The following is a 24743-nucleotide window of genomic DNA, read 5'->3' as shown; positions in this document are numbered from 1 at the left end:
AGTGTTCAGTACGATAGTTCAGTACAAACAGTACCGATGTGTATTTATAGCAGGATGCATTACCCCAGATTTAGCCCTCTCCCCCCTTCAGGGCTTTGTCTGGGGATCTATTTACATTATTAGCTTTCTTCTGATTCCTCTTCGTATTCATCAAGCCCCTGTGACAACCACTCATCCAAGCGTGCGCTTAATGTATCAACGCCAGCACGCTTTAAAGAGGAGAAGGACTGTACACTTACCTTATCGCCTAATATCTGTGTTAATTCTTTGCGCAGTGTTAATACGATTGATTGGGCAGGGCCTCGTTTTAACTTGTCGGCTTTAGTTAATAGTACATGTAATGGAACGTGCGTTGATTTGCACCATTCGATCATCATTAAATCAAACTCTTTCATTGGATGGCGAATATCCATCACCAGCACGACGCCTTTCAAGCTGTAACGTTGTTGTAAATACTGGTCTAGATGTTTTTGCCAGTGCTCTTTCATGGCGACAGGCACTTTTGCGTAACCATAGCCAGGTAGATCAACTAAGCGCAACCCTTCAATATTCAGGTCAAAAAAGTTGATAAGCTGAGTTCTTCCCGGTGTTTTAGAGGTGCGGGCAAGCTTTCCGTTATTCGTAAGCGCATTAATCGCGCTGGACTTCCCTGCATTAGAACGCCCTGCAAACGCAACTTCTGCTCCGCTATCTTCTGGACACTGGCTCAATTTATCGGCACTGATCAAAAAACGAGCAGCGTTATAATGGATAGAATTCACGTTAGCAGTCATAGACTTTAGGTTACCTAAAGGGATTGGTTCTATATTAACCGTTCCAGTTTGTGTGGATATTAAGTTATAATGCCGCCAAATTTTACCCTTGAACGGAGTCTAGCTCTAGTGGCAAGGCATAATAAAGATTTTCGGTTTGTTTTGACGTCACTTGTTGATGTTAAAATAAGCATTCATTTTACTGAATGACAAGAGTCTGGGTTAATCATGAATAAACTACTGATCGGCTTACTGTTAACCTTAGGTATCACTGGTGTAGCGAATGCGGCAGGTGATGCGACAGCGGGAAAAGGAAAAACAGCAGTCTGCGCGGCATGTCACAGTGCAGACGGTAACAGTGCAATTGCAAACTTTCCTAAGTTAGCAGGCCAAAATGCCACTTATCTCGTTAAACAGATGAAAGAGATAAAAGCGGGAACTCGTCCTGTTGTCGAGATGACTGGCTTGTTAGACAACCTGAGCGATCAGGATATGGAAGATATTGCGGCGTATTTCTCTGGTAATGCTATTCAAGGCGGTAAAGTTGCTAAGGATCAGTTAGAGCTAGGTCAGCAGATTTATCGTGCAGGATTGGCTAAAAAAGGCATTCCAGCCTGTACTGCTTGTCATGCAGCTAATGGTAAAGGTATGGCTGCGGCAGGTTTTCCTGCAGTTGGTGGACAACATGCTGCTTATGCTGAAAAACAGTTGAAAGATTTTCGTGTAGGTGCGCGTAGCAATGATCCGCAAGCAATGATGCGTGATATCGCAGCTAAACTTAGCGATGTAGAGATCAAAGCTGTTTCTAGTTATGTTCAAGGCTTGTATTAAGTCTTAAGCGAGCAATAAAAAAGGCAGCTTCGGCTGCCTTTTTGTGTTTATGGGTGAACCCTTTAATGTCGTCATTGTCAGATTGAAAAATCAGACAATGTAATCGGAGAAATAATATGTGGAAGACTTTAATGTCTGTCCTATTGGTTTTGGGCTTAGGTACAACAACTTCGGCTGCGCAAGAGTATGAAGCAGGCAAGCATTTTATAGAGTTGCCTTCTGCTGTTAAGACTACTGACCCTTCAAAAGTCGAGGTGACAGAGTTGTTCGGTTACCCTTGTCCTCATTGTAATAGTTTTGAGCCAATGCTTGAGGCATGGCACAAAAGGCAGCCGGAGGTCGTCGACTTTAAGCGTATACCTGTTGTGTTTGGCCGTAGTTGGGAGCCTATGGCACGTGCTTATTACACGGCTGAGTTACTAGGTGATGTAGAAAAAACGCATCAACCGATGTTTGATGCGGTCCACCTACAGAAAAAGCGTTTTAGAAATATGGATGACCTAGCAGATTATTATGCTGAGCTAGGTGTTGATCGAGCTAAATTTGAAAAAACTTTTAGCTCATTTGCCGTGAATACGAAAATGAACCAAGGTGACTCCAAAGTGCGTGGTTATCAAGTGGACGGTGTGCCATCGCTTGTTGTAAATGGTAAATATCGTGTCACGGCAGTCATGGCTGGTGGCCAAAAGCAGATGCTAGATGTTGTTAATTACCTCGTAGAAAAAGAGCAAAAAGCGTTAGCGCAATAAGTAGGTAGCTTTGCGATAAATAGGCCGCCTTATATAGGCGGCTTTTTCGTAACAGTGTGATAGGAAATACGGCTTCTTTGGACTAATATTGAACGAGTAGCCACGAATAAACGGATAGATATAGTGAGTAAGGAACCTATCGACTGGAAAAAGAAGTATAAAGAAGCGGCGTTGGAAATTGATAAGCTGGAGAAAAGCCAGAACAATGACCAGTTACGTTTGGCTGTTTCTCATATGACGCTTGGGCTTCAGGGGCAATCTCCTGATTTAGACGAGGCACTTACATCACTACGCAATACTCTCAATAGTGTTACGCAGGCCCCGCCATCAAAAAAAATTATTGCTAACATCGAAAAGCATATACGCAAGCTAGACCAATCCAGAGAAGATACTTCCCAAGCTATTACGGGTGCAGTAATAGACTGGGTTCATCAGTTGAAAAAACACTTTAGTGTGGGTGCTACGGAGCTTAATACACTAGCGGAGTTAGAGGGCGTCACCGCAGATTCTGTAGAGCGCTTGTATAAATTCCCACCGTTAATCAATTCGCTTGTTGCTGTGCAAGTGAAGGTGCTGGCTTCGATGAAAACGGAACTAAGCACTGCAAAAAGCCAGTTAGCGGTTGATGTTGATTTATCTTTGATTGGTTCAGAGCTTATTCAATTAATTGGTGTGCTCAACCTGACGAGAGAAGGAAGAAAAAAAGCACATGATTTAGTTGTCAGTATCGAGAAAGGTTTAACACTCGAGCAATTGACAGGCGTTCTCGCAAAAGTAGTTGAGCTGGCCCAGCTAGCAGCGGTTACCAGTAATGAAGATTTTGAAAACTACCTGATTAATTTGAACACCCAATTAGTTGAGGTGCAGGGCTTTCTTGAAGAAAGTCACACCGAACAAGCGACCGCCGGAGATGCACATAAGCAGTTGGATCAACAGGTACGGAATGATGTTGGTACTATTAGCAAGGTAGTGAAAGACTCCCATGATTTAAGTGAGCTGAAGATGTCGGTTTCATCTCAGCTTCTTGAAATTGTACGCGCGATGGATGAGTTTAAGCGAGGGGAAGAGGATCGCGACGAGCGTTTGCATACGCGTTACGATGCCTTGATGCAGCACGTCTTAGAAATGGAAGAAGAGACAAAGCGTGTTAAAGCACATATGGAAGAAGAGCGTTTAAAAGCGAGAACTGATTCTCTTACAGGTTTGCCTAACCGTTCTGCGTATGATGATCATTTGAACAAAGAATTTGAACGTTGGGGGCGCTATAAGCAAGGGTTCTCTGTTGCTATTGGCGACCTTGATTTCTTTAAACGTATTAACGACACGTATGGTCATTTAGCCGGAGATAAAGTTTTACGTTTGATTTCTCGGGTGTTATTGCGAAATTTACGAGGTTCTGATTTTGTTGCGCGTTTTGGTGGAGAAGAATTCGTTATTCTTATGCCGGCGACGGAAGCGGAAGAGGGAGCTAAAGCGATTGAAAAGCTACGAGAGTCAATTAGTAAGAGTCCTTTCAACTTCCATGGTAAGCCCGTTACGATCACTATGTCTTTTGGTGTGACTCAGACTCGAGAATCAGATACTAAGGATGCATTATTTGATCGGGCTGATGCGGCGCTTTATAAAGCGAAGCAAGAAGGACGTAACCGTGTTTGTATCGGCTAACGCTTTACCTATCGCACGGGAACGGGCACACTTGTGCCGCTGATTTAGCTCTGTATTTATAGGATTTTTCCCGGTGCGACGCCTCTCTCGAAGTTTGAAAATAGCTCATACTATTATTCGTTATCGTCTAGATACATTTTTTGATGATTTGCCATTGCCTTGGTATCTGAGGGTTCTCTTCTATTTAATGCCTTGGCGGTACTTAATTAAAGCGACGCAGCCACGGGGTGTTCGTCTGCGCCTAGCTCTGGAGTCGCTCGGGCCTGTTTTTATCAAGTTCGGTCAAATGTTATCAACGCGTAGAGATTTATTGCCCGATGATGTCGCCAATGAGCTAAAACGATTACAAGATAATGTCCCGCCGTTCTCCGGCCCGCAGGCTCAGCTGATTATTGAAAAATCACTAGGTAAACCGGTCGCTGAGTTGTTCGCTGCTTTTAATGTTGAGCCGCTAGCGTCCGCGTCAGTTGCGCAAGTCCATGAAGCAACGTTAATAGATGGCCGCGAAGCGGTTGTAAAAGTTATTCGCCCTGGCATAGCGAGAACCATTAGAAAAGATGTTGCATTGCTATATACGCTTGCACACTTGGTTCATGCTGTATGGCAGGAGGGGCGAAGGTTACGCCCTGTCGAAGTCGTTGCTGAATATGAGCAAACCCTATTTGATGAGCTGGACCTAAGAAAAGAAGCGGCAAATGGCTCTCAGCTCAAGCGTAACTTTGAAGACTCAGATATTCTTTATGTTCCTGAAATCTATTGGGACCTAACACGTCAAAATGTATTAGTTATGGAGCGTATCTACGGTATTCCTGTCGCTGAAGTGGACGAACTTCGGGCGCAAGGAACTGATATGAAAACCTTAGCTGAGCGTGGAGTTGAGATTTTCTTCACTCAAGTGTTTAGAGATAGCTTCTTTCATGCGGATATGCATCCAGGAAACATCTTCGTTTCACGTGAGAACCCAGTAACACCCCAATATATCGCGGTTGATTTTGGAATCATTGGTTCGTTAACAGCAGAAGATCAAAGTTACCTTGCACGTAACTTCTTGGCTTTCTTTACACGGGATTACCGTCAAGTCGCACAGCTACATATTGATTCTGGCTGGGTGCCTGCTGATACCAATGTTACCGCGTTTGAGACAGCCATTCGTAGTGTATGTGAACCAATATTTAATAAGCCGCTAAAAGACATCTCTTTTGGCCAAGTGCTGCTGGGGCTGTTTCAAACAGCACGGCGCTTCAATATGGAAGTACAGCCGCAGTTAGTATTGTTGCAAAAAACCTTGTTGAACATTGAAGGCTTGGGCAGGCAACTGTATCCAGAATTAGATTTGTGGCAAACCGGTAAACCTTTTCTTGAGTCATGGATGAAAGATAGAGTGGGTCCTAAGGCGGCTTATAGGACACTAAAACAGCAGGTTCCTGACTGGCTGGATAAAATGCCGCATATTCCGCAGCTTGCTTTTGATGCCTTGCAACAGGTTAAAAATCAACCACTGCAAAACCGTATGGCCATGACAGAGATTACTCAAAAAGAGGAAGAGCGCAGTCATAAAGCTAGCCGAAAAAGATTGCTTGCCGTTCCTTGTATCGTTGCTGCATTGTGGTTTGGACACGAGCCTAGTCATGAATGGCTAGAGCAATTGAGCTTGATGGGGTGGGCGTTGGGTGGTTTAGGTGTTTATCTTCTTCTTAAATAAGTAGAGATAGATCAATATGAGTCATATCTAGGATGGAGCTTATCTAGTTGATCCGGTATGCTTGCCCTTCTTTGAGACCGAATAGTTGTAGAAAAATGACAGATAGTTGGCTAGAAAGTATTAAGTGGGATGAGAAAGGTCTGATACCTGCAATCGCTCAGGATTATAAAACTGGGCGCATACTGATGGTTGCTTGGATGAACCAGGAAGCTCTGCAGCTTACGGTTACTGAACAGCGCGCTATTTATTGGTCGCGCTCTCGTCAGAAATTATGGCGCAAAGGCGAAGAATCAGGGCATGTGCAGGCTCTTCACGAAGTTCGGTTAGACTGTGATAGTGATGTACTTGTGCTACAAGTTGAGCAGAAGGGCGGAATTGCTTGTCATACTGGAAGAGAGAGCTGTTTTTATAGTGTCTTGCGTGATGGACAATGGGAGCCTGTCGATCCTGTCCTCAAAAATCCTGATGATATCTACAAAGGGTAATTAGTTCGATGAGTGATGTGTTGACGCAGTTAGGCAAGATTCTTGAAGAGCGAAAAAATGCCACAGCTGAAGCCTCTTATGTAGCAAGTTTACATGCTAAAGGCCTAAATAAGATTTTAGAGAAAGTTGGTGAAGAAGCCGTAGAAACAATTATTGCGGCAAAAGATGCCAAGCTTTCTGGTACCACAAGTGATGTGGTATATGAAACTGCGGACCTATGGTTTCACAGCTTAGTGATGCTGTCTCATTTAGATGAATCGCCGCAAGCTGTCTTAAATGAATTGGCTCGTCGTTTTGATATGTCGGGCTTAGTTGAAAAAGAATCGCGCAATAAGCCATAAAATCGTTATCAATGGCGTTATTTGTATCGCCTTCTGGCGCTCTAGATATTGAGGAGAAATAAAATGGGTTTTGGTGGAATTAGTGTTTGGCAGTTAGTGATCGTACTGGGAATCATTGTTTTATTGTTCGGTACTAAAAAGCTTCGCAATATTGGTGGAGATTTAGGCAGTGCAGTAAAAGGTTTCAAAAAAGCGATTAAAGAAGAACCTGAAGATGCAAAAAAAATTGAACAGCAAGAGCAGGACGCTAGCTTTACTGAAGAGAGTAAGCCTGCAGCAAAGCAGGAACAATCGACTGATCAAAAATAATACGGATCTGTTGAATGTTTGATATAGGTTTTGCTGAAATACTGTTAATCGGCGTTGTTGCGCTGATTGTGTTGGGGCCTGAAAAGCTGCCAACCGCTGTGCGTGCTGTCGGTTTATGGATGGGGCGAGCTAAGCGTGCTGTTTCTAGTATTCAGAGTGAAATATCTGAAGAGCTTCGTCTTGATGAGATGAGGCGGACGGCCTCTATCCAAAAAGAAGAGCTCGATAAAGAACTAAACGAAATGAAGCAGCCTTTTAATCAGGCGTTTGCAGATGACTCTCCAATCGCTAAAGCAGCTTCTTCCCCAGTCACAGAACAAAGCGATGACGTAGCTGCTGTTACGAATAGTGTCGCTAAACCTGAAAAGCCCGCTAATGAGTAATCAGCTAGGCGAGACGCCAAAGCAAGAGCAAACGTTGGTCTCTCATCTTGTAGAGTTGCGCCAGCGAATGATGCGTATTCTTATCATCGTATTTGCCGTGTTTCTTTGTCTGTTCTATTTTGCTAATGATCTGTATGAATACCTTTCTGCACCGCTAACAGCGCTGCTACCAGAAGGTACTAGTATGATAGCGACTGATGTCACTTCGCCATTCTTTGCTCCGTTTAAATTGACGTTGGTGTTAGCAATTTTCCTTGGTATACCTTTTATTCTGCATCAAGTATGGGGGTTTATTGCTCCTGGTCTTTATAATCATGAGAAGCGATTAGCAACTCCGTTACTGATTTCCAGTGTCTTTTTGTTTTATGCCGGAATAGCATTCGCTTACTTTGTTGTTTTTCCGCTGATTTTTGGCTTCTTTACTAGTACGGGTCCTGAAAGCGTAGCTATCATGACGGATATTAGTAGTTATCTAAATTTTGTATTGAAGCTGTTCTTTGCTTTCGGAGTTGTTTTTGAAATTCCAATAGCAACACTATTGCTGATCTGGTCTGGCGCTACTACCGCAAAAGCCTTAACAGAGAAGCGTGCATATGTACTGGTATGTTGTTTCGTTGTGGGGATGTTGTTAACGCCGCCGGATGTTATCTCGCAAAGCCTTTTGGCTATTCCTATGTGGTTGTTGTTTGAGCTGGGTATTGTTCTATCGAAATTCTTTGTGAAAAAAACAGACGAAGATGATTTAGATGATGAATTAGACGCTGCCATTGATGAAGATGAGGCAAATAGTCAGAGTTCATAATGTGTATTCGCGGTAAAAAATCATAATAAAGGCGCCTTCGTGGCGTCTTTGTTGTTTTAGGGCTTTTATGACAAATAAATGACTTTTTTTAGGCTAGGGTGTTGACTCCTTTTGGGGTGTCTGTAGAATGCGCACCTCTTCCCAAGGATGCCGCCAAAAAGGCCGGTTGAGATGAGAAGATACTGGTTTTTAACTCTTTGATAATTAACATCTTTTCAAAGATTTCAGGTCAGTAGTTGGAGTCGAGCTTTGCAGCCAAATGAGTTTCAGGAAGTTGCAAAATAAAGGTTGACACCAGCGAGGCGTTCGGTAGAATATGCGCCTCACTTGAACGACACGTTCAAGCGCTCTTTAACAGATTGGTCAGATAATTCGTGTGGGCGCTTGTCAGGACGAAGCTACAAAAGCTTTATCAGGATAAGCAACCTAACGAACAGAATGAAACATACGTTTTATAAGGTTTTTTAGTTAGCAAAGCCTGAGCTAGATTTAGGTAGTTGTTAATACTCCGGTATTGATAAATTACCAATGATTTTAAACTGAAGAGTTTGATCATGGCTCAGATTGAACGCTGGCGGCAGGCTTAACACATGCAAGTCGAGCGGTAACAGAGAGTAGCTTGCTACTTTGCTGACGAGCGGCGGACGGGTGAGTAACGCGTAGGAATCTGCCTGGTAGTGGGGGATAGCCCAGAGAAATTTGGATTAATACCGCATACGCCCTACGGGGGAAAGGAGGGGATCTTCGGACCTTTCGCTATCAGATGAGCCTGCGTGAGATTAGCTTGTTGGTGAGGTAAAGGCTCACCAAGGCGACGATCTCTAGCTGGTCTGAGAGGATGATCAGCCACACTGGGACTGAGACACGGCCCAGACTCCTACGGGAGGCAGCAGTGGGGAATATTGCACAATGGGGGAAACCCTGATGCAGCCATGCCGCGTGTGTGAAGAAGGCCTTCGGGTTGTAAAGCACTTTCAGTTGTGAGGAAAGGGTGTTACTTAATACGTAACATCTGTGACGTTAGCAACAGAAGAAGGACCGGCTAACTCCGTGCCAGCAGCCGCGGTAATACGGAGGGTCCGAGCGTTAATCGGAATTACTGGGCGTAAAGCGCGCGTAGGCGGCTTGGTCAGTCAGATGTGAAAGCCCCGGGCTCAACCTGGGAATTGCACCTGATACTGCCAAGCTAGAGTACAGAAGAGGGTGGTGGAATTTCCTGTGTAGCGGTGAAATGCGTAGATATAGGAAGGAACATCAGTGGCGAAGGCGGCCACCTGGTCTGATACTGACGCTGAGGTGCGAAAGCGTGGGGAGCAAACAGGATTAGATACCCTGGTAGTCCACGCCGTAAACGATGTCAACTAGCCGTTGGGGAACTTGATTCTTTAGTGGCGCAGCTAACGCGATAAGTTGACCGCCTGGGGAGTACGGTCGCAAGATTAAAACTCAAATGAATTGACGGGGGCCCGCACAAGCGGTGGAGCATGTGGTTTAATTCGAAGCAACGCGAAGAACCTTACCTACTCTTGACATCCAGAGAACTCGCTAGAGATAGCTTGGTGCCTTCGGGAACTCTGAGACAGGTGCTGCATGGCTGTCGTCAGCTCGTGTTGTGAAATGTTGGGTTAAGTCCCGTAACGAGCGCAACCCTTGTCCTTATTTGCCAGCACGTAATGGTGGGAACTCTAAGGAGACTGCCGGTGACAAACCGGAGGAAGGTGGGGACGACGTCAAGTCATCATGGCCCTTACGAGTAGGGCTACACACGTGCTACAATGGCCGGTACAGAGGGCTGCAAACCTGCGAAGGTAAGCTAATCTCACAAAACCGGTCGTAGTCCGGATCGGAGTCTGCAACTCGACTCCGTGAAGTCGGAATCGCTAGTAATCGTGGATCAGAATGCCACGGTGAATACGTTCCCGGGCCTTGTACACACCGCCCGTCACACCATGGGAGTGGATTGCACCAGAAGTAGATAGTCTAACCTTCGGGGGGACGTTTACCACGGTGTGGTTCATGACTGGGGTGAAGTCGTAACAAGGTAGCCGTAGGGGAACCTGCGGCTGGATCACCTCCTTAAACGATAAGCCGAGTTCTGGCATAGCGTTCACACGAATTATCTGACTGAAAGTTAAGAGAAAGATCTTTGATCTTGGAAGTAAAGTTCTAAGTCATAAGCTGCTTGCTGTAAAGCAACCTGTTTATCGCTTAAAGCTTTTGCTTTAACGCTCTTTAACAATGTGGATTTGATGAAAGAAAGTCTTGTTTAAACACAAGCGCCAAAAGTAATTTTATCGTTACGAGAACATGTTTCTTGCCAGACGCCTTCGGGTTATATGGTCAAGTGACAAAGCGTGCACGGTGGATGCCTTGGCAGTCAGAGGCGATGAAAGACGTTGTAACCTGCGATAAGGTGAGGGGAGCTGGTAAACAAGCTTTGATCCTCACATTTCTGAATGGGGAAACCCACTCTATTTATAGAGTATCTTTACACTGAATACATAGGTGTTTAGAGGCGAACCCGGGGAACTGAAACATCTAAGTACCCGGAGGAAAAGAAATCAACCGAGATTCCCTAAGTAGCGGCGAGCGAACGGGGAACAGCCCTTAAGTTGAGATGTGGTTAGCAGAACACACTGGAAAGTGTGGCCGTAGTGGGTGATAGCCCCGTATGCGAAAACCTATTTTCAATGAAATCGAGTAGGACGGGACACGTGATATCCTGTCTGAATATGGGGGGACCATCCTCCAAGGCTAAATACTCCTGACTGACCGATAGTGAACCAGTACCGTGAGGGAAAGGCGAAAAGAACCCCTGTGAGGGGAGTGAAATAGATCCTGAAACCGTGTACGTACAAGCAGTGGGAGCGGTCCTTGAGACCGTGACTGCGTACCTTTTGTATAATGGGTCAGCGACTTAATTTCAGTAGCAAGCTTAACCGTTTAGGGGAGGCGTAGGGAAACCGAGTCTTAATAGGGCGTATAGTTGCTGGGATTAGACCCGAAACCGAGCGATCTATCCATGGGCAGGTTGAAGGTTGAGTAACATCAACTGGAGGACCGAACCGACTGTCGTTGAAAAGCCAGCGGATGACCTGTGGATCGGAGTGAAAGGCTAATCAAGCTCGGAGATAGCTGGTTCTCCTCGAAAGCTATTTAGGTAGCGCCTCGTGTCTCACCATTGGGGGTAGAGCACTGTTTCGGCTAGGGGGTCATCCCGACTTACCAACCCGATGCAAACTCCGAATACCAATGAGTGCAATCACGGGAGACACACGGCGGGTGCTAACGTCCGTCGTGAAAAGGGAAACAACCCAGACCGCCAGCTAAGGTCCCAAAGTTCTAGTTAAGTGGGAAACGATGTGGGAAGGCTTAGACAGCTAGGAGGTTGGCTTAGAAGCAGCCACCCTTTAAAGAAAGCGTAATAGCTCACTAGTCGAGTCGGCCTGCGCGGAAGATATAACGGGGCTAAAACTAGACACCGAAGCTGCGGATGCCATTTATGGCATGGTAGAGGAGCGTTCTGTAAGCCGTTGAAGCGGAAGCCGGGAGGCACCGTGGAGGTATCAGAAGTGCGAATGCTGACATGAGTAACGATAAGGGAGGTGAAAAACCTCCCCGCCGGAAGACCAAGGGTTCCTGTCCAACGCTATTCGAGGCAGGGTGAGTCGGCCCCTAAGGCGAGGCAGAGATGCGTAGTCGATGGGAAACGGGTTAATATTCCCGTACTGGTTATAACTGCGATGGAGGGACGGAGAAGGCTAGGCAAGCGCGGCGTTGGTTGTCCGCGTTTAAGGTAGTAGGTTTAGAGCTTAGGTAAATCCGGGCTCTTATAAGACTGAGAACCGATGACGAGGTCCCTTGAGGACTGAAGTTGTTGATGCCATGCTTCCAGGAAAAGCTTCTAAGCTTCAGGTTATAACGAACCGTACCCCAAACCGACACAGGTGGTCAGGTAGAGAATACTAAGGCGCATGAGAGAACTCGGGTGAAGGAACTAGGCAAAATGGTGCCGTAACTTCGGGAGAAGGCACGCTGCTGGCGGTGATGAGCTTTACGCTCTAAGCTGCTGGCAGTCGAAGATACCAGGTGGCTGCGACTGTTTATTAAAAACATAGCACTCTGCAAACACGAAAGTGGACGTATAGGGTGTGACGCCTGCCCGGTGCCGGAAGGTTAATTGATGGGGTTAGCTTCGGCGAAGCTCTTGATCGAAGCCCCGGTAAACGGCGGCCGTAACTATAACGGTCCTAAGGTAGCGAAATTCCTTGTCGGGTAAGTTCCGACCTGCACGAATGGCGTAACGATGGCCACACTGTCTCCACCCGAGACTCAGTGAAATTGAAATCGCTGTGAAGATGCAGCGTACCCGCGGCTAGACGGAAAGACCCCGTGAACCTTTACTATAGCTTCACAGTGGACTTTGACATTACTTGTGTAGGATAGCTGGGAGGCTTTGAAGCATGGTCGCTAGATCGTGTGGAGCCAATCTTGAAATACCAGCCTGGTACTGTTGAGGTTCTAACTCTGTTCCCTAATCGGGATCGAGGACATTGTGTGGTGGGTAGTTTGACTGGGGCGGTCTCCTCCCAAAGAGTAACGGAGGAGCACGAAGGTACCCTCAGCATGGTCGGAAATCATGCATTGAGTGCAAGCGCATAAGGGTGCTTAACTGCGAGACAGACACGTCGAGCAGGTACGAAAGTAGGTGCTAGTGATCCGGTGGTTCTGTATGGAAGGGCCATCGCTCAACGGATAAAAGGTACTCCGGGGATAACAGGCTGATTCCTCCCAAGAGTTCACATCGACGGGGGAGTTTGGCACCTCGATGTCGGCTCATCACATCCTGGGGCTGAAGCCGGTCCCAAGGGTATGGCTGTTCGCCATTTAAAGTGGTACGCGAGCTGGGTTTAGAACGTCGTGAGACAGTTCGGTCCCTATCTGCCGTGGGCGTTTGAGATTTGAGAAGAGTTGCTCCTAGTACGAGAGGACCGGAGTGAACGAACCTCTGGTGTTCCGGTTGTCACGCCAGTGGCATTGCCGGGTAGCTACGTTCGGACGGGATAACCGCTGAAAGCATCTAAGCGGGAAGCCCCCTTCAAGATGAGATCTCGCTGGGAACTTGATTCCCCTAAAGAGCCGTTTAAGACTAAGACGTTGATAGGCTGGGTGTGGAAGCGCTGCGAGGCGTTGAGCTAACCAGTACTAATTGCTCGTGAGGCTTGACCATATAACGCCAAAGGCGTGTGGGAAGCATGTAGTAAAGATAAGATTACAGAGTAGTGCTTGTGAATAGACCAAGACAAAGAAAAGCCTTCATCAAATCCATGTTGTGACAGTTTATGCTTGGCGACCATAGCGAAATGGAACCACCTGATCCCATCCCGAACTCAGAAGTGAAACGTTTTAGCGCCGATGGTAGTGTGGGGTCTCCCCATGTGAGAGTAGGTCATCGCCAAGCTTTTAATAGAGAACCCTGATCACTTCGTGATCAGGGTTTTTTTATGCCTGCGATTTAGAACGTTGGGATGTTAATGTGGCTCGGATGTGGATAAGTAGCAGGGCTTACAGAGGTTGGCTCCGTCTGCTGATAAAGTATGCATTAGTTAAAATGCTTTATTAGGTTTTGTAATTGACAATTTATCTTATTCAATTGCGATGAAAAGTGTTTATTGTTTTCGGCTTCATGCTGTGATTTGGCACTCATAGAAGCGGTGTGATTAATTGCAATGGTTATGTCTTGGCTAAGTTGTGATTGATTGTCAGTAGTTTTGACGATCGCTAAGCTTTGGTTATGCATTGCTGTAACTGATTCTGTAATGGTTGTTATCGATGTTTGGGTTTCATTAGCAATGAGTAAAGTTTTGTGTGTAGTGTCTTTCTGATTTCTCATTAGCGCTACAGTTAGGCTTGTTCTTTCTGTGAGACGACTTGTTAGGGTTTGTATTTTCTCAGCTGCCGATGAGGTGTTTGTTGCTAGTAACCTGACTTCATCAGCAACAACAGCGAAGCCTCGGCCTGCTTCCCCGGCCCTCGCTGCTTCTATGGCAGCGTTTAGCGCGAGCAAATTGGTTTGTTCGGCAAAGCCGCTAATAACATTTAGCGTATTACTGATTAATTTGACATCAGATTCCAATAAATTTATTGATCGCTCAGTGTTGTCTATTCCTAGCGCTAGATTGTTTAAGCTTAAGCATGTTTGGTTTAGCTGCTCTACTCCCGCCTCAATTTTGTGTTTCGACTCACCAGCCTGCTGTGTTGTCGCTTGAGCATGAGAGGCTACGTGTAGGAATGATATGTTCATTTCCTCTATCTGCCTTGCTGCGTCTTGTGTAGCAATATTCTGCTTTTGTATGACTTCAGTTAGGCTATTTGAGCCTTTGAGGGACGCTTTTTGCAATGTTGCTAATTGATTGCTTTCTCTACGTATATCGTTGATTAGCTTCTGAAAGTACAGTGTTAATTCTTCAAGTGAGTTTTGTAAGCTAATGCATTCTTTGAAAGAAGGTTTTATGGAGGTGTTTCCCTGTAAATTTCCTTTGGCTAAGTTGGATGTGATTTCTGCACTGAGTGTAATAATGTGGGATAGCTTAAATGTAAGCTTTGACATTAATAGCACCATCAACATGATGATAGTAATAGTTACTATTAATACCCATTGGACGTCAGAGTGAGTGTTACGGTAGTTTTGAGAGAGTGTTGTTTGTCCGGATGTAATGGTGCTATTCAGGTGTAATAGAGTGGTTTGGACAGTCTCTTGAGCATTTTTTTTTATTTGCAGGAGGTTGTGAGCATTCTCGATCTCTTTAGAGTAGCGCTGTATTTGACTATAAATATTATCTATAGACTCGCTACTTGACTCTTGAGGCTGAGAATCATCTTCTATTGCCCATCCCATTAGTGAGCTTATGTCATCACTTTCCACCTGTGTAGGATTCGACTTATAAACTTCCATGAGAGGCATGTCTTTTAACTGCGCGGCTTCCTGTGTTAACCCAACGAGAGCAATTTTAAGAGCTTGTCTGTTTTCATTATAAAAAACTTCTTGGCGAGCATTAGTTAGACTTAGTAACTCTTTTTGAAGTTGAAAAATTCTTATCCAATATGCTTTTTGTAGCGCGATGTTTTGATGTTGCGTATTGATTTCCCCCAGTGTAATTAACTCGTCGGCAATTTCTTGTTCGGATAATATAAGTAGGGTTTCAGGATTGGATAGTTTTCCTGCGGCTCTTAGCGTCAGGGATAAATCAGTGTTAAGTTTTTTTAATGTGGATAAAGTCTTTGTGCTGACTGAATTAGGCAGTGAAGAATCTGAGCTTAAGTTATGGATGAGTGCTGAGATATTTTCAGAGGTTTTGTTGAGTAGATTGCTATTACTTGAGTGGAGATAGTCGTTAAGAGGAAGGGTAATTGTATCTTGGGTAATTTGTTGTAGTTGTTGGAAGTGTTGTGATTGTATGAATGCTTGCTCGAGTTTTTGTAACGACCAATACACTGAAGCCACTAATATACTCAATGTTATAAAAAGAGATATGGTGGTAGCACGGGTCAGGTGAGATATATGCATCGCAGGCCTTAGTTGTAGATTGCTGAATTTAGTTTGAATAGCATATGAATATAGTGTGACGATTTTATGAAGTTAGGTACGGAAGTCTAGGAGGGAGCATGGACAGCGCTTGATGGATCGACTAAAATACCGCCGTTTACCTGCTGTATGCAGGTAGTACCAAGAATTCCGGTTTTAAAGCGAGGTAGTACCTCGTTTTTTTTCAGGTGTCGTATATAGTTTTCTGTAAAGTCGCAGCACACGCGGGGAGGTTCAATTGACAAGACCAGCCATTCTGGCCCTTGAAGACGGCAGTATTTTCAGGGGTATTGCTATTGGCGCGGACGGTCAATCCAGTGGTGAAGTTGTTTTCAACACATCCATGACCGGTTATCAAGAAATTCTGACAGACCCTTCCTATTGCAGACAAATAGTGACATTAACTTATCCACATGTAGGTAATGTTGGCACGAATGATGAGGACGAAGAATCAGCTGGCACATGGGTATCAGGGCTGGTGATTCGTGACTTACCGCTTGTTGCGAGTAATTTTAGAAGTCAGAAAACTTTGGATCAGTATTTGAAAGACCACAACATTGTGGGTATTGCAGATATTGATACGCGTCGTTTAACACGTATTCTTCGTGAAAAAGGCTGCCTAAACGGTTGTATTATGGCCGGCGCTGTAGATGACGAGGCTGCATTAGCGCAAGCGAAGGCATTTCCTGGCTTAAAAGGCATGGATTTAGCTAAAGAAGTTAGCGTTTGCGAGAAGTATGAGTGGAACTCATCGACTTGGCAGTTAGGCAAAGGTCATGAAGAAAAAGACGCGACTACTCAGCCGTATCATGTGGTTGCTTATGATTTCGGTGTGAAGCGCAATATCTTACGAATGTTGGTAGAAAGAGGCTGTCGAGTAACCGTCGTTCCTGCACAGACGCCTGCTTCAGAAGTGCTTGGTTTATCCCCGGACGGTGTGTTCTTGTCCAACGGCCCTGGTGACCCTGAGCCTTGCGACTATGCTATTTCTGCTATACAGGAAATATGCAAAACAGATGTGCCTGTTTTTGGCATCTGTCTTGGGCATCAGCTGCTGGCGTTAGCCTCTGGTGCAAAAACTGTCAAAATGAAGTTTGGGCATCACGGTGCGAACCATCCGGTACAGGATATCGATACTACGCGAGTGATGATCACCAGTCAGAACCACGGTTTTGCTGTAGATGAAACAAGCTTACCTGATACGATTCGCGCTACTCATAAGTCTCTATTTGATCAGTCCCTGCAAGGAATTGAGCGTACAGACCGTCCGGCGTTTAGTTTTCAGGGACACCCTGAAGCGAGCCCTGGACCACGTGATGTGGCGCCTCTGTTTGATCGCTTTGTAACAGAGATGAGAAAAAGCAAAAACGCCTGATTGATATATTGATCAGCTAAGTAATTAGATTCGACCGGTTTATACAATGCCAAAACGCACAGATTTAAAAAGCATACTGATTTTAGGAGCAGGGCCGATCATTATCGGTCAGGCATGTGAGTTCGATTATTCTGGTGCGCAGGCGTGTAAAGCGCTGCGTGAAGAAGGCTACAGAGTTATTTTGGTTAACTCTAACCCTGCTACCATTATGACTGACCCAGCAATGGCCGATGCCACTTATATCGAGCCCGTTACTTGGGAAACTGTCGCTAAGATTATCGAGAAGGAACGTCCAGACGCATTGCTGCCGACTATGGGTGGGCAAACAGCGCTGAACTGTGCTCTTGATCTTGAACGCGAAGGTGTTTTGGTTGAATTCGGTGTTGAAATGATCGGGGCTAATGCCGATACCATCGATAAGGCAGAAGACCGCTCTCGTTTTGATAAAGCGATGAAGAAAATTGGTCTGGAATGCCCCCGCGCAGCCATTGCTCACAGTATCGAAGAAGCTCAACAAGTCCAGGCTCAGCTTGGCTTCCCATGTATTATACGTCCATCGTTTACGATGGGGGGGAGTGGTGGTGGTATCGCTTATAACATGGAAGAGTTTCTTGAAATCTGCGAACGTGGATTGGACCTCTCACCAACGAATGAGCTATTGATCGATGAATCACTGATCGGTTGGAAAGAGTATGAGATGGAAGTTGTTCGTGACAAAAACGATAACTGCATCATCATCTGTGCAATTGAAAATTTCGATGCGATGGGTGTACATACCGGCGATTCTATTACAGTCGCTCCTGCTCAGACACTAACAGATAAAGAATATCAGATCATGCGAGATGCCTCATTGGCAGTACTGCGTGAGATCGGTGTTGAGACAGGCGGTTCTAACGTGCAGTTTGGTGTTAATCCGGTAGATGGCCGTATGGTTGTCATCGAGATGAACCCACGCGTTTCTCGCTCTTCAGCTTTGGCATCAAAAGCGACAGGTTTCCCTATTGCTAAAGTTGCAGCGAAATTAGCTATTGGCTATACACTGGACGAGCTACAGAATGATATTACCGGTGGCGCTACTCCCGCGTCTTTCGAGCCGGCTATTGATTATGTTGTTACGAAGATTCCTCGCTTTACATTTGAAAAATTCCCGCAAGCTAATGACCGACTCACCACTCAGATGAAATCTGTGGGTGAGGTAATGGCTATTGGCCGTACACAGCAAGAATCTTTGCAAAAGGCTCTACGCGGCCTAGAAGTAGGTGCTACAGGCTTTGATCCTATCGTTGATCTAGATAGCGAAGATGCGCGTTCCGATATCGTACGTGAAATGAAGCAGCCTGGTGCTGAACGTATTTGGTATCTAGGCGACGCGTTCCGTATGGGAATGACCGTTGAAGAGTTGTATAGCATTTCTGGTATTGATCCGTGGTTCTTGGTGCAGATAGAAGACCTTATTCAAGACGAGCAACGCGTTTCAAAAATGACGCTGACTGAGCTTGATGCAGATAAAGTCTATCGGTTGAAGCGTAAAGGCTTTTCTGATGCGCGTTTAGCGACACTCTTAGGCGTGAGCGAGAAGCAGTTCCGTAAACACCGTCATAATTTGAATATTCGCCCTGTCTTTAAGCGTGTTGATACCTGTGCAGCTGAGTTCTCGACAGATACGGCTTACATGTATTCAACGTATGAAGAAGAGTGCGAAGCTAACCCATCTGATCGTGAAAAAATCATGGTGATTGGCGGTGGTCCTAACCGTATCGGCCAAGGTATCGAGTTTGATTACTGCTGTGTTCATGCTGCGCTTGCCGCGCGTGAAGCTGGCTTTGAAACTATTATGGTTAATTGTAATCCTGAAACTGTATCTACCGACTACGATACATCTGATCGTCTGTTCTTTGAGCCGATCACGCTTGAAGATGTGTTGGAAATTGTTGATGTAGAGAAGCCTAAAGGCGTTATTGTTCAGTTTGGTGGCCAAACGCCGCTCAAGCTCGCCGTAGCTCTAGAGCAAGCGGGTGTGCCGATTATTGGTACCTCTCCTGAAGCAATTGATCGTGCTGAAGACCGTGAGCAGTTCCAGCAAATGTTGCAGCGTCTTGGTTTGAAGCAGCCTGAAAACGCAACTGTTCGCTCGCTTGAGCAGGCCGTTATTGAAGCAGAAAAAATTGGTTATCCTTTAGTGGTTCGCCCTTCGTATGTACTGGGTGGGCGCGCAATGGAGATCGTTTATAAAGAATCCGAGCTGCGTCGTTATATGAAAGAAGCTGTTCAAGTTTCTAATGAAGCGCCAGTACTGCTTGACCACTTCCTAAATGCAGCTATAGAAGTTGATATCGATGCTATATGTGACGGTGAAACAGTCGTCATTGGTGCGATTATGCAGCATATTGAACAGGCCGGCGTGCATTCAGGGGACTCTGCTTGCTCTTTCCCTCCTTACAATCTTCCTAAAGATGTTCAGGATGAGATGCGTGATCAGGTTAAGAGAATGGCGCTTGAATTAGGCGTTGTTGGCTTAATGAACACACAGCTAGCGTATCAGGACGGTGAGATTTATGTGATAGAGGTGAACCCTCGTGCATCTCGTACGGTTCCTTTTGTATCGAAATGCATTGGTGTTTCTTTAGCTAAGGTAGCAGCTTTAGTCATGATTGGTAAAAAGCTTACAGAGATTGGCTTTACTGAAGAGATAATTCCTGAATACTTTAACGTTAAAGAAGCAGTATTCCCATTTAATAAGTTTCAAGGCGTTGACCCAGTTCTCTCTCCAGAGATGAAGTCTACTGGTGAAGTGATGGGAACCGGAGAAACTTTCGGCGAAGCATTTATGAAAGCTATGATTGGTGCGGGTGAGAAAATGCCGCAATCAGGAAAAGCTTTTATATCTGTACGTAATGTCGATAAAGAAGGCGCAGTGCCTGTTGCTAAATCAATGCTAGCTCTTGGCTTTTCACTAGTTGCTACTGGCGGTACAGCGGCCTTCTTGAAAGATCATGGGTTGCCGGTAGATGTTGTTAATAAAGTGACAGAAGGGCGTCCAAATATTATCGATATGATAAAAAATGGCGAGATTGCTTATGTTGTAAATACAACAGAAGGACGTAAAGCAACAGCGGACTCGGCAGAAATTCGTCGTAGTGCGTTACAGCATAAGGTCCCTTACACTACAACTCTGGCCGGAGCTGAAGCGGTTACTATGGCGCTTGAGTATGGTGAAGAGAAAGTAGTTCGTCGTTTACAAGATTTGCATTGAGGGCTTACTAATGAGTCGTGTTCCTATGACAGTGGGTGGCGAAAAAGCACTTCGTGAAGAGCTTGTTACCCTTAAGACTGCTGATCGACCGCGTGTGATTCAGGCTATCGCTGATGCTCGTGAGCATGGTGATCTAAAAGAGAATGCTGAATATCATGCTGCACGTGAAGAGCAGGGTTTCATTGAAGGACGTATCCAAGAATTGGAAAGTAAGCTGTCACAATCACAAGTGATTGATGTTACAGCGATTCCATGTTCTGGGAAAGTAATATTCGGAACGACTGTGGTTATTATTAACTGTGATACTGATGAAACTGTGCGCTATCAGATTGTAGGTGATGATGAAGCAGATATTAAAATTGGTAAGTTGTCAGTCAACTCACCTATTGCTCGAGGCTTGATTGGCAAGACCGAAGGTGATGTGGCGGGTATTCAAACCCCGAGCGGTGTTGTTGAATATGAGATAGAAGAGGTGCTACACCTTTAACAAAAAAGCCGCCTTTATGGGCGGCTTTTTTTAACGTAAAAGGTTAGATAGTTTGGGGTTAGGTTGTAGTGCAGGGCGGTAAATTAAGGCTATGTTGCCTATCTCCTGAACAATAGTCGCCTCAACGATAGTGCAAAGCTCTTTAATTAATTGCTTTTTCACATCTCTGTCGCCAACCGCGAACTTCACTTTAATAAGCTCGTGGTCTTCAAGCGCTCTATCCACCTCCAATTGAATGTTTTCTGTCATCCCTTTACCTGCGATGGTCACAAGTGGATTCAGGCTATGGCCGATGGTGCGATATTGTTTCTTTTGCTCGGGTGTCAGGCTCATACTAAAATAGACATCTCATTAGGGGTGGCTGGGCCACATTTAAAAAGTATATTCTACCTGAGACGGGCTCAGCGTAAAACTATAGAGAAAAATTAGTGGCAAGATCAAAAACAAGTAAAGCGTGGCTGAAGGAACATTTTGATGATTCGTACGTCAAACTAGCTAAAGAGAAAGGCTACCGTTCACGTGCCAGCTTCAAGCTTTTAGATATACAGGAAAAGGATAACCTGTTTAAAAAAGGCATGACAGTGGTTGATCTAGGTGCTGCTCCTGGTGGGTGGTCACAAATTGCGGCAGAGCTAGTCGGAGATAGCGGCCGTGTGGTGGCGTCTGACATTCTTCCTATGGATTCGTTGGCGGGAGTCGAGTTTGTTCAGGGTGATTTTACCGAAGAGTCAGTGCTTAATGAAATCCTTGCTGTGATGGATGGTGATTTAGCAGACCTTGTAATTTCTGATATGGCCCCCAATATGAGTGGTATGAACTCTATTGATCAACCAGCGGCTATGTATTTAGTTGAATTAGCGTTGGCGATGGCAAAAGACGTTCTGAAACCGAAAGGCAATTTTGTAGCAAAAGTGTTTCAGGGTGAAGGTTTTGATCAGTATTTGATGGATGTCCGCGCAAATTTTGATCGAGTAGTTACGCGTAAGCCAGATTCTTCCCGTGCGAGGTCGCGAGAAGTTTATATAATCGGGCGTGGTTTTAAATGAGTTTTATTAGTCAAAGCAACTAAACTGATGTAGTTTATTCGATGCTTTATGACGCTATTAAATTGAGGGTTGTCTTTTGAACGATATGGCAAAGAATCTGGTTCTATGGTTGGTTATTGCGGCGGTCTTGTTGACGGTCTTCAATAATTTCAGCGCCGAAAGCGATCCAGGCCGTGTGACTTATTCGGATTTTGTGACTGAAGTTCAGTCTGACCGAGTTTCTAAAGTAGTGATAGATGGATACACCATTCATGGGCAGCGCAGTAATGGTGAACGCTTTCAGACAATTCGTCCTGCTTTACAGGACCCTAAACTAGTAGATGACTTACTTTCTCACAATGTGATCGTTGAAGGTAAGCAGCCTGAGCAGCAAAGTGTCTGGACACAGCTCCTCGTTGCGTCATTTCCAATACTGATCATCATCGCAATATTTATGTTCTTTATGCGACAGATGCAGGGCGGCGGTGGTAAAGGCGGCCCAATGTCTTTTGGTAAATCAAAAGCACGCATGATGAGTGAAGATCAAATAAAGACTACGTTTGACGATGTTGCTGGTGTTGAAGAAGCAAAAGAAGAAGTGGGTGAGCTGGTTGAATACTTACGTGACCCAGGAAAATTTCAGCGACTAGGTGGGCACATTCCACGTGGAGTGCTGATGGCGGGTAGCCCTGGTACGGGTAAAACTTTGTTAGCAAAAGCTATTGCAGGTGAAGCGAAAGTACCGTTCTTCTCTATCTCTGGTTCTGATTTTGTTGAAATGTTCGTAGGTGTGGGTGCGTCCCGAGTGCGTGACATGTTCGAACAAGCGAAGAAGCATGCGCCTTGCATTATCTTCATCGATGAAATTGATGCTGTTGGTCGTAGCCGTGGTGTGGGTATGGGTGGCGGAAATGATGAGCGTGAGCAAACACTCAATCAGTTACTTGTCGAGATGGATGGCTTTGAAGGAACGGAAGGCGTCATTGTTATTGCAGCGACCAACCGACCTGATGTTTTGGATCCGGCGCTACTACGTCCAGGGCGTTTTGACCGCCAGGTTCATGTGAGTTTGCCGGACATCCGTGGCCGTGAGCAGATTCTAAAAGTGCATATGCGCAAAGTGCCAATCGGTGATGATGTTAAGCCTGAGCTGATTGCTCGTGGTACACCGGGGTTCTCTGGTGCCGATCTTGCTAACTTGGTTAATGAGGCCGCTCTTTTTGCCGCTCGTGACAGCAAGCGTACAGTAGGAATGGAGCAGTTTGAAAAAGCTAAAGATAAAATCATGATGGGCGCTGAGCGTAAATCTATGGTTATGTCTTACAAAGAGCGCTTGAACACGGCATATCATGAATCAGGACACGCGATTGTTGGTCGTCTGATGCCAGAGCACGATCCTGTTTATAAGGTTTCTATCATACCTCGTGGACGTGCGTTGGGTGTGACTATGTTTTTACCGGAAGAAGATCGTTACAGTCATAGCCGATCGACTATTATTTCTAATATTTGCTCCCTCTATGGTGGCCGAATTGCAGAAGAAATGACCCTAGGTAAAGATGGTGTGACGACAGGGGCTTCAAACGATATTCAGCGAGCGACTTCAATGGCCCGGAACATGGTCACTAAATGGGGATTGTCTGAAGAGCTAGGTCCATTGCTTTACGATGAGGAAGGTGACGACCCGTTTGGTCGAGGTTATGGTCAAGGAGCTAAACCGTTAGCTGAAGAGACGCAGCGCCGTATTGATGCTGAAGTACGTAAAATTATAGATGAGTGCTATACGCAAGCGACAGCTCTTCTGGATGATAATCGCGACATCCTTGAGAGTATGACGCAGGCGTTGATGAAGTATGAAACGATCAGTAGTGATCAGATATCCGAGCTGATGGAACGTAAAGACGTGACTCCACCTGAAGGTTGGGTTGATGAAAATGATTCTTCAGCGGCAGATAGTGATTCAGGGACGCCAGTTTCTGATGAGCAGCCTGAGGTAGATTCTGCGCCAGCAGATGCTGACGAACCTGTAAAACCATCGGATGATGGCGCAGGTGATGTAGATGAAGATGGTAAAACAGTTTAAGTATAATTGAGTTAAAAAGAACCGGATGTGTTGAGCATCCGGTTTTTTTATATGTAGGCGAATAATGACTATATTGCAGTGTGGTTTACGGGCGCTAGACCTTCAATACGCGCATGTGATGGGTATTTTGAATGTCACTCCGGATTCTTTCTCAGATGGAGGAGCGCTGTTCAAACACAATAAGTTATCGCTTGATAGTGCGTTACAGCGAGCGGCTCAGATGGTGAAAGAGGGGGCGTCCATCATCGATATTGGTGGAGAGTCAACTCGTCCAGGGGCGAAAAAAGTTACGCTGCAAGAAGAACTCGATCGAGTGCTTCCTATTGTCGATATAATATCAAAAGAATTAGATGTAATGATTTCAGTTGATACGAGTCAGCCTGAAGTCATAATTAATGCGGCACAATTAGGTGCAGGCATGATTAATGATGTCCGAGCATTAAGTGTTCCAGGGGCATTGGAGGCGGCGGCTGAAATTGGGCTGCCCATTTGCCTTATGCATATGAAGGGGTCTCCGCAAGATATGCAGGATGCTCCTATCTATACTAATGTTATTGATGAGGTGGCTGCGTTTTTTAATGAAAGAATTAAAGCATGTACTGACGCAGGTATATCCGCGCAGCGATTGTTGCTAGATCCGGGGTTCGGTTTTGGTAAGACGCTTGAGCATAATTTGGCGCTACTGAATCGTTTGGATGCGTTGCATGATTTTGCTTTGCCTCTTCTTATAGGGACTTCGCGCAAAAGTATGATAGCAGGAGTGCTGGATCGGGAAGTTGATCAGCGACTATCAGGTAGTTTGGCCACAGTGGCCATTGGCGTCATGAAGGGAGCTAAAATTATCCGTGTTCATGATGTATTAGAGTCAGTAGATGTTGTACGTATGACCGAAGCCGTTATGTATGAAAGAGGAGAGTGA

Annotated in this window: 18 protein-coding genes and 3 rRNA genes; 18 read left to right on the top strand and 3 right to left on the bottom strand. The window is 45.4% G+C overall.

Translation table 11 applies throughout. The features are described from left to right. Nucleotides 1-119: 119 nt before the first annotated feature. Complete coding sequence (gene yihA, locus NEJAP_RS18920; RefSeq protein ID WP_201348638.1) at nt 120-773, bottom strand: ribosome biogenesis GTP-binding protein YihA/YsxC; 654 nt, start codon at nt 771-773, stop codon at nt 120-122. A gap of 207 nt (nt 774-980) precedes the next feature. Here yihA and NEJAP_RS18915 point away from each other — a divergent pair, with 207 nt between their 5' ends. From NEJAP_RS18915 to rrf, 12 genes are all read left to right on the top strand, one after another. Then, nucleotides 981-1583: a c-type cytochrome gene (locus NEJAP_RS18915; protein WP_201348637.1), complete on the top strand. Its 603-nt coding sequence runs from the start codon at nt 981-983 to the stop codon at nt 1581-1583. Nucleotides 1584-1699: 116 nt separating this feature from the next. Further along, nucleotides 1700-2332 carry a thiol:disulfide interchange protein DsbA/DsbL gene (locus tag NEJAP_RS18910; protein ID WP_201348636.1) on the top strand — a complete coding sequence of 211 codons (633 nt, stop codon included), beginning with the start codon at nt 1700-1702 and terminating at the stop codon, nt 2330-2332. Between the two features lie 123 nt (nt 2333-2455). Continuing rightward, nucleotides 2456-3997 carry a GGDEF domain-containing protein gene (locus tag NEJAP_RS18905; protein WP_201348635.1) on the top strand — a complete coding sequence of 514 codons (1542 nt, stop codon included), beginning with the start codon at nt 2456-2458 and terminating at the stop codon, nt 3995-3997. 73 nt (nt 3998-4070) lie between these two features. Continuing rightward, complete coding sequence (gene ubiB / locus NEJAP_RS18900) at nt 4071-5699, top strand: ubiquinone biosynthesis regulatory protein kinase UbiB (protein ID WP_201348634.1); 1629 nt, start codon at nt 4071-4073, stop codon at nt 5697-5699. 95 nt (nt 5700-5794) lie between these two features. Next, nucleotides 5795-6184 carry a phosphoribosyl-AMP cyclohydrolase gene (gene hisI, locus NEJAP_RS18895; protein WP_201348633.1) on the top strand — a complete coding sequence of 130 codons (390 nt, stop codon included), beginning with the start codon at nt 5795-5797 and terminating at the stop codon, nt 6182-6184. Nucleotides 6185-6192: 8 nt separating this feature from the next. After that, nucleotides 6193-6525 carry a phosphoribosyl-ATP diphosphatase gene (locus NEJAP_RS18890; protein WP_201348632.1) on the top strand — a complete coding sequence of 111 codons (333 nt, stop codon included), beginning with the start codon at nt 6193-6195 and terminating at the stop codon, nt 6523-6525. Between the two features lie 63 nt (nt 6526-6588). Then, nucleotides 6589-6834 (top strand): Sec-independent protein translocase subunit TatA, encoded by a 246-nt coding sequence (tatA, locus tag NEJAP_RS18885; RefSeq protein ID WP_028468146.1) that lies wholly within the window; start codon nt 6589-6591, stop codon nt 6832-6834. 14 nt (nt 6835-6848) lie between these two features. Next, entirely contained in the window at nt 6849-7217 is a 369-nt protein-coding gene (gene tatB, locus NEJAP_RS18880; RefSeq protein WP_201348631.1) for a Sec-independent protein translocase protein TatB, read from the top strand. Continuing rightward, nucleotides 7210-8019: a twin-arginine translocase subunit TatC gene (gene tatC / locus NEJAP_RS18875; protein WP_201348630.1), complete on the top strand. Its 810-nt coding sequence runs from the start codon at nt 7210-7212 to the stop codon at nt 8017-8019. Before tatB ends, tatC begins: the two co-directional genes overlap by 8 nt. Nucleotides 8020-8555: 536 nt before the next feature. Continuing rightward, nucleotides 8556-10098, top strand: a 16S ribosomal RNA gene (locus NEJAP_RS18870). Between the two features lie 259 nt (nt 10099-10357). Then, nucleotides 10358-13249 (top strand): 23S ribosomal RNA (locus NEJAP_RS18865). 115 nt (nt 13250-13364) lie between these two features. Then, nucleotides 13365-13480 (top strand): 5S ribosomal RNA (gene rrf, locus NEJAP_RS18860). The 16S, 23S and 5S rRNA genes sit together here, the layout of an rRNA operon. Nucleotides 13481-13621: 141 nt before the next feature. Here rrf and NEJAP_RS18855 read toward each other — a convergent pair. Then, nucleotides 13622-15523 (bottom strand): methyl-accepting chemotaxis protein, encoded by a 1902-nt coding sequence (locus NEJAP_RS18855; RefSeq protein ID WP_201348629.1) that lies wholly within the window; start codon nt 15521-15523, stop codon nt 13622-13624. A 319-nt stretch (nt 15524-15842) separates the two neighbouring features. Here NEJAP_RS18855 and carA point away from each other — a divergent pair, with 319 nt between their 5' ends. The 3 genes from carA to greA are packed head-to-tail and all read left to right on the top strand — an operon-like array spanning nt 15843 to nt 20719. Then, nucleotides 15843-16979, top strand: coding sequence for a glutamine-hydrolyzing carbamoyl-phosphate synthase small subunit (gene carA / locus NEJAP_RS18850; RefSeq protein ID WP_201348628.1), 1137 nt, complete (start codon nt 15843-15845; stop codon nt 16977-16979). A 46-nt stretch (nt 16980-17025) separates the two neighbouring features. Continuing rightward, nucleotides 17026-20232, top strand: a complete 3207-nt coding sequence (gene carB, locus NEJAP_RS18845) for a carbamoyl-phosphate synthase large subunit (protein WP_201348627.1) — start codon at nt 17026-17028, stop codon at nt 20230-20232. A gap of 10 nt (nt 20233-20242) precedes the next feature. Beyond that, entirely contained in the window at nt 20243-20719 is a 477-nt protein-coding gene (gene greA, locus NEJAP_RS18840) for a transcription elongation factor GreA (RefSeq protein ID WP_201348626.1), read from the top strand. A 30-nt stretch (nt 20720-20749) separates the two neighbouring features. Here greA and NEJAP_RS18835 read toward each other — a convergent pair whose 3' ends face one another. After that, nucleotides 20750-21052 (bottom strand): YhbY family RNA-binding protein, encoded by a 303-nt coding sequence (locus tag NEJAP_RS18835; RefSeq protein WP_201348625.1) that lies wholly within the window; start codon nt 21050-21052, stop codon nt 20750-20752. A 95-nt stretch (nt 21053-21147) separates the two neighbouring features. Here NEJAP_RS18835 and rlmE point away from each other — a divergent pair, with 95 nt between their 5' ends. From rlmE to folP, 3 genes are all read left to right on the top strand, one after another. Beyond that, nucleotides 21148-21765: a 23S rRNA (uridine(2552)-2'-O)-methyltransferase RlmE gene (gene rlmE / locus NEJAP_RS18830; protein ID WP_201348624.1), complete on the top strand. Its 618-nt coding sequence runs from the start codon at nt 21148-21150 to the stop codon at nt 21763-21765. An 85-nt stretch (nt 21766-21850) separates the two neighbouring features. Further along, on the top strand, nt 21851-23824 hold the full coding sequence (ftsH, locus tag NEJAP_RS18825; protein ID WP_201348623.1) for an ATP-dependent zinc metalloprotease FtsH: 1974 nt from the start codon (nt 21851-21853) through the stop codon (nt 23822-23824). A 64-nt stretch (nt 23825-23888) separates the two neighbouring features. After that, entirely contained in the window at nt 23889-24743 is an 855-nt protein-coding gene (folP, locus tag NEJAP_RS18820; protein ID WP_201348622.1) for a dihydropteroate synthase, read from the top strand.

The sequence above is a fragment of the Neptunomonas japonica JAMM 1380 genome, assembly GCF_016592555.1.
GTDB classification, from domain to species: domain Bacteria; phylum Pseudomonadota; class Gammaproteobacteria; order Pseudomonadales; family Balneatricaceae; genus Neptunomonas; species Neptunomonas japonica_A.
The sequence above is the reverse complement of the archived record's forward strand: the minus strand, read 5'-3'. Positions and strand labels throughout refer to the sequence as shown.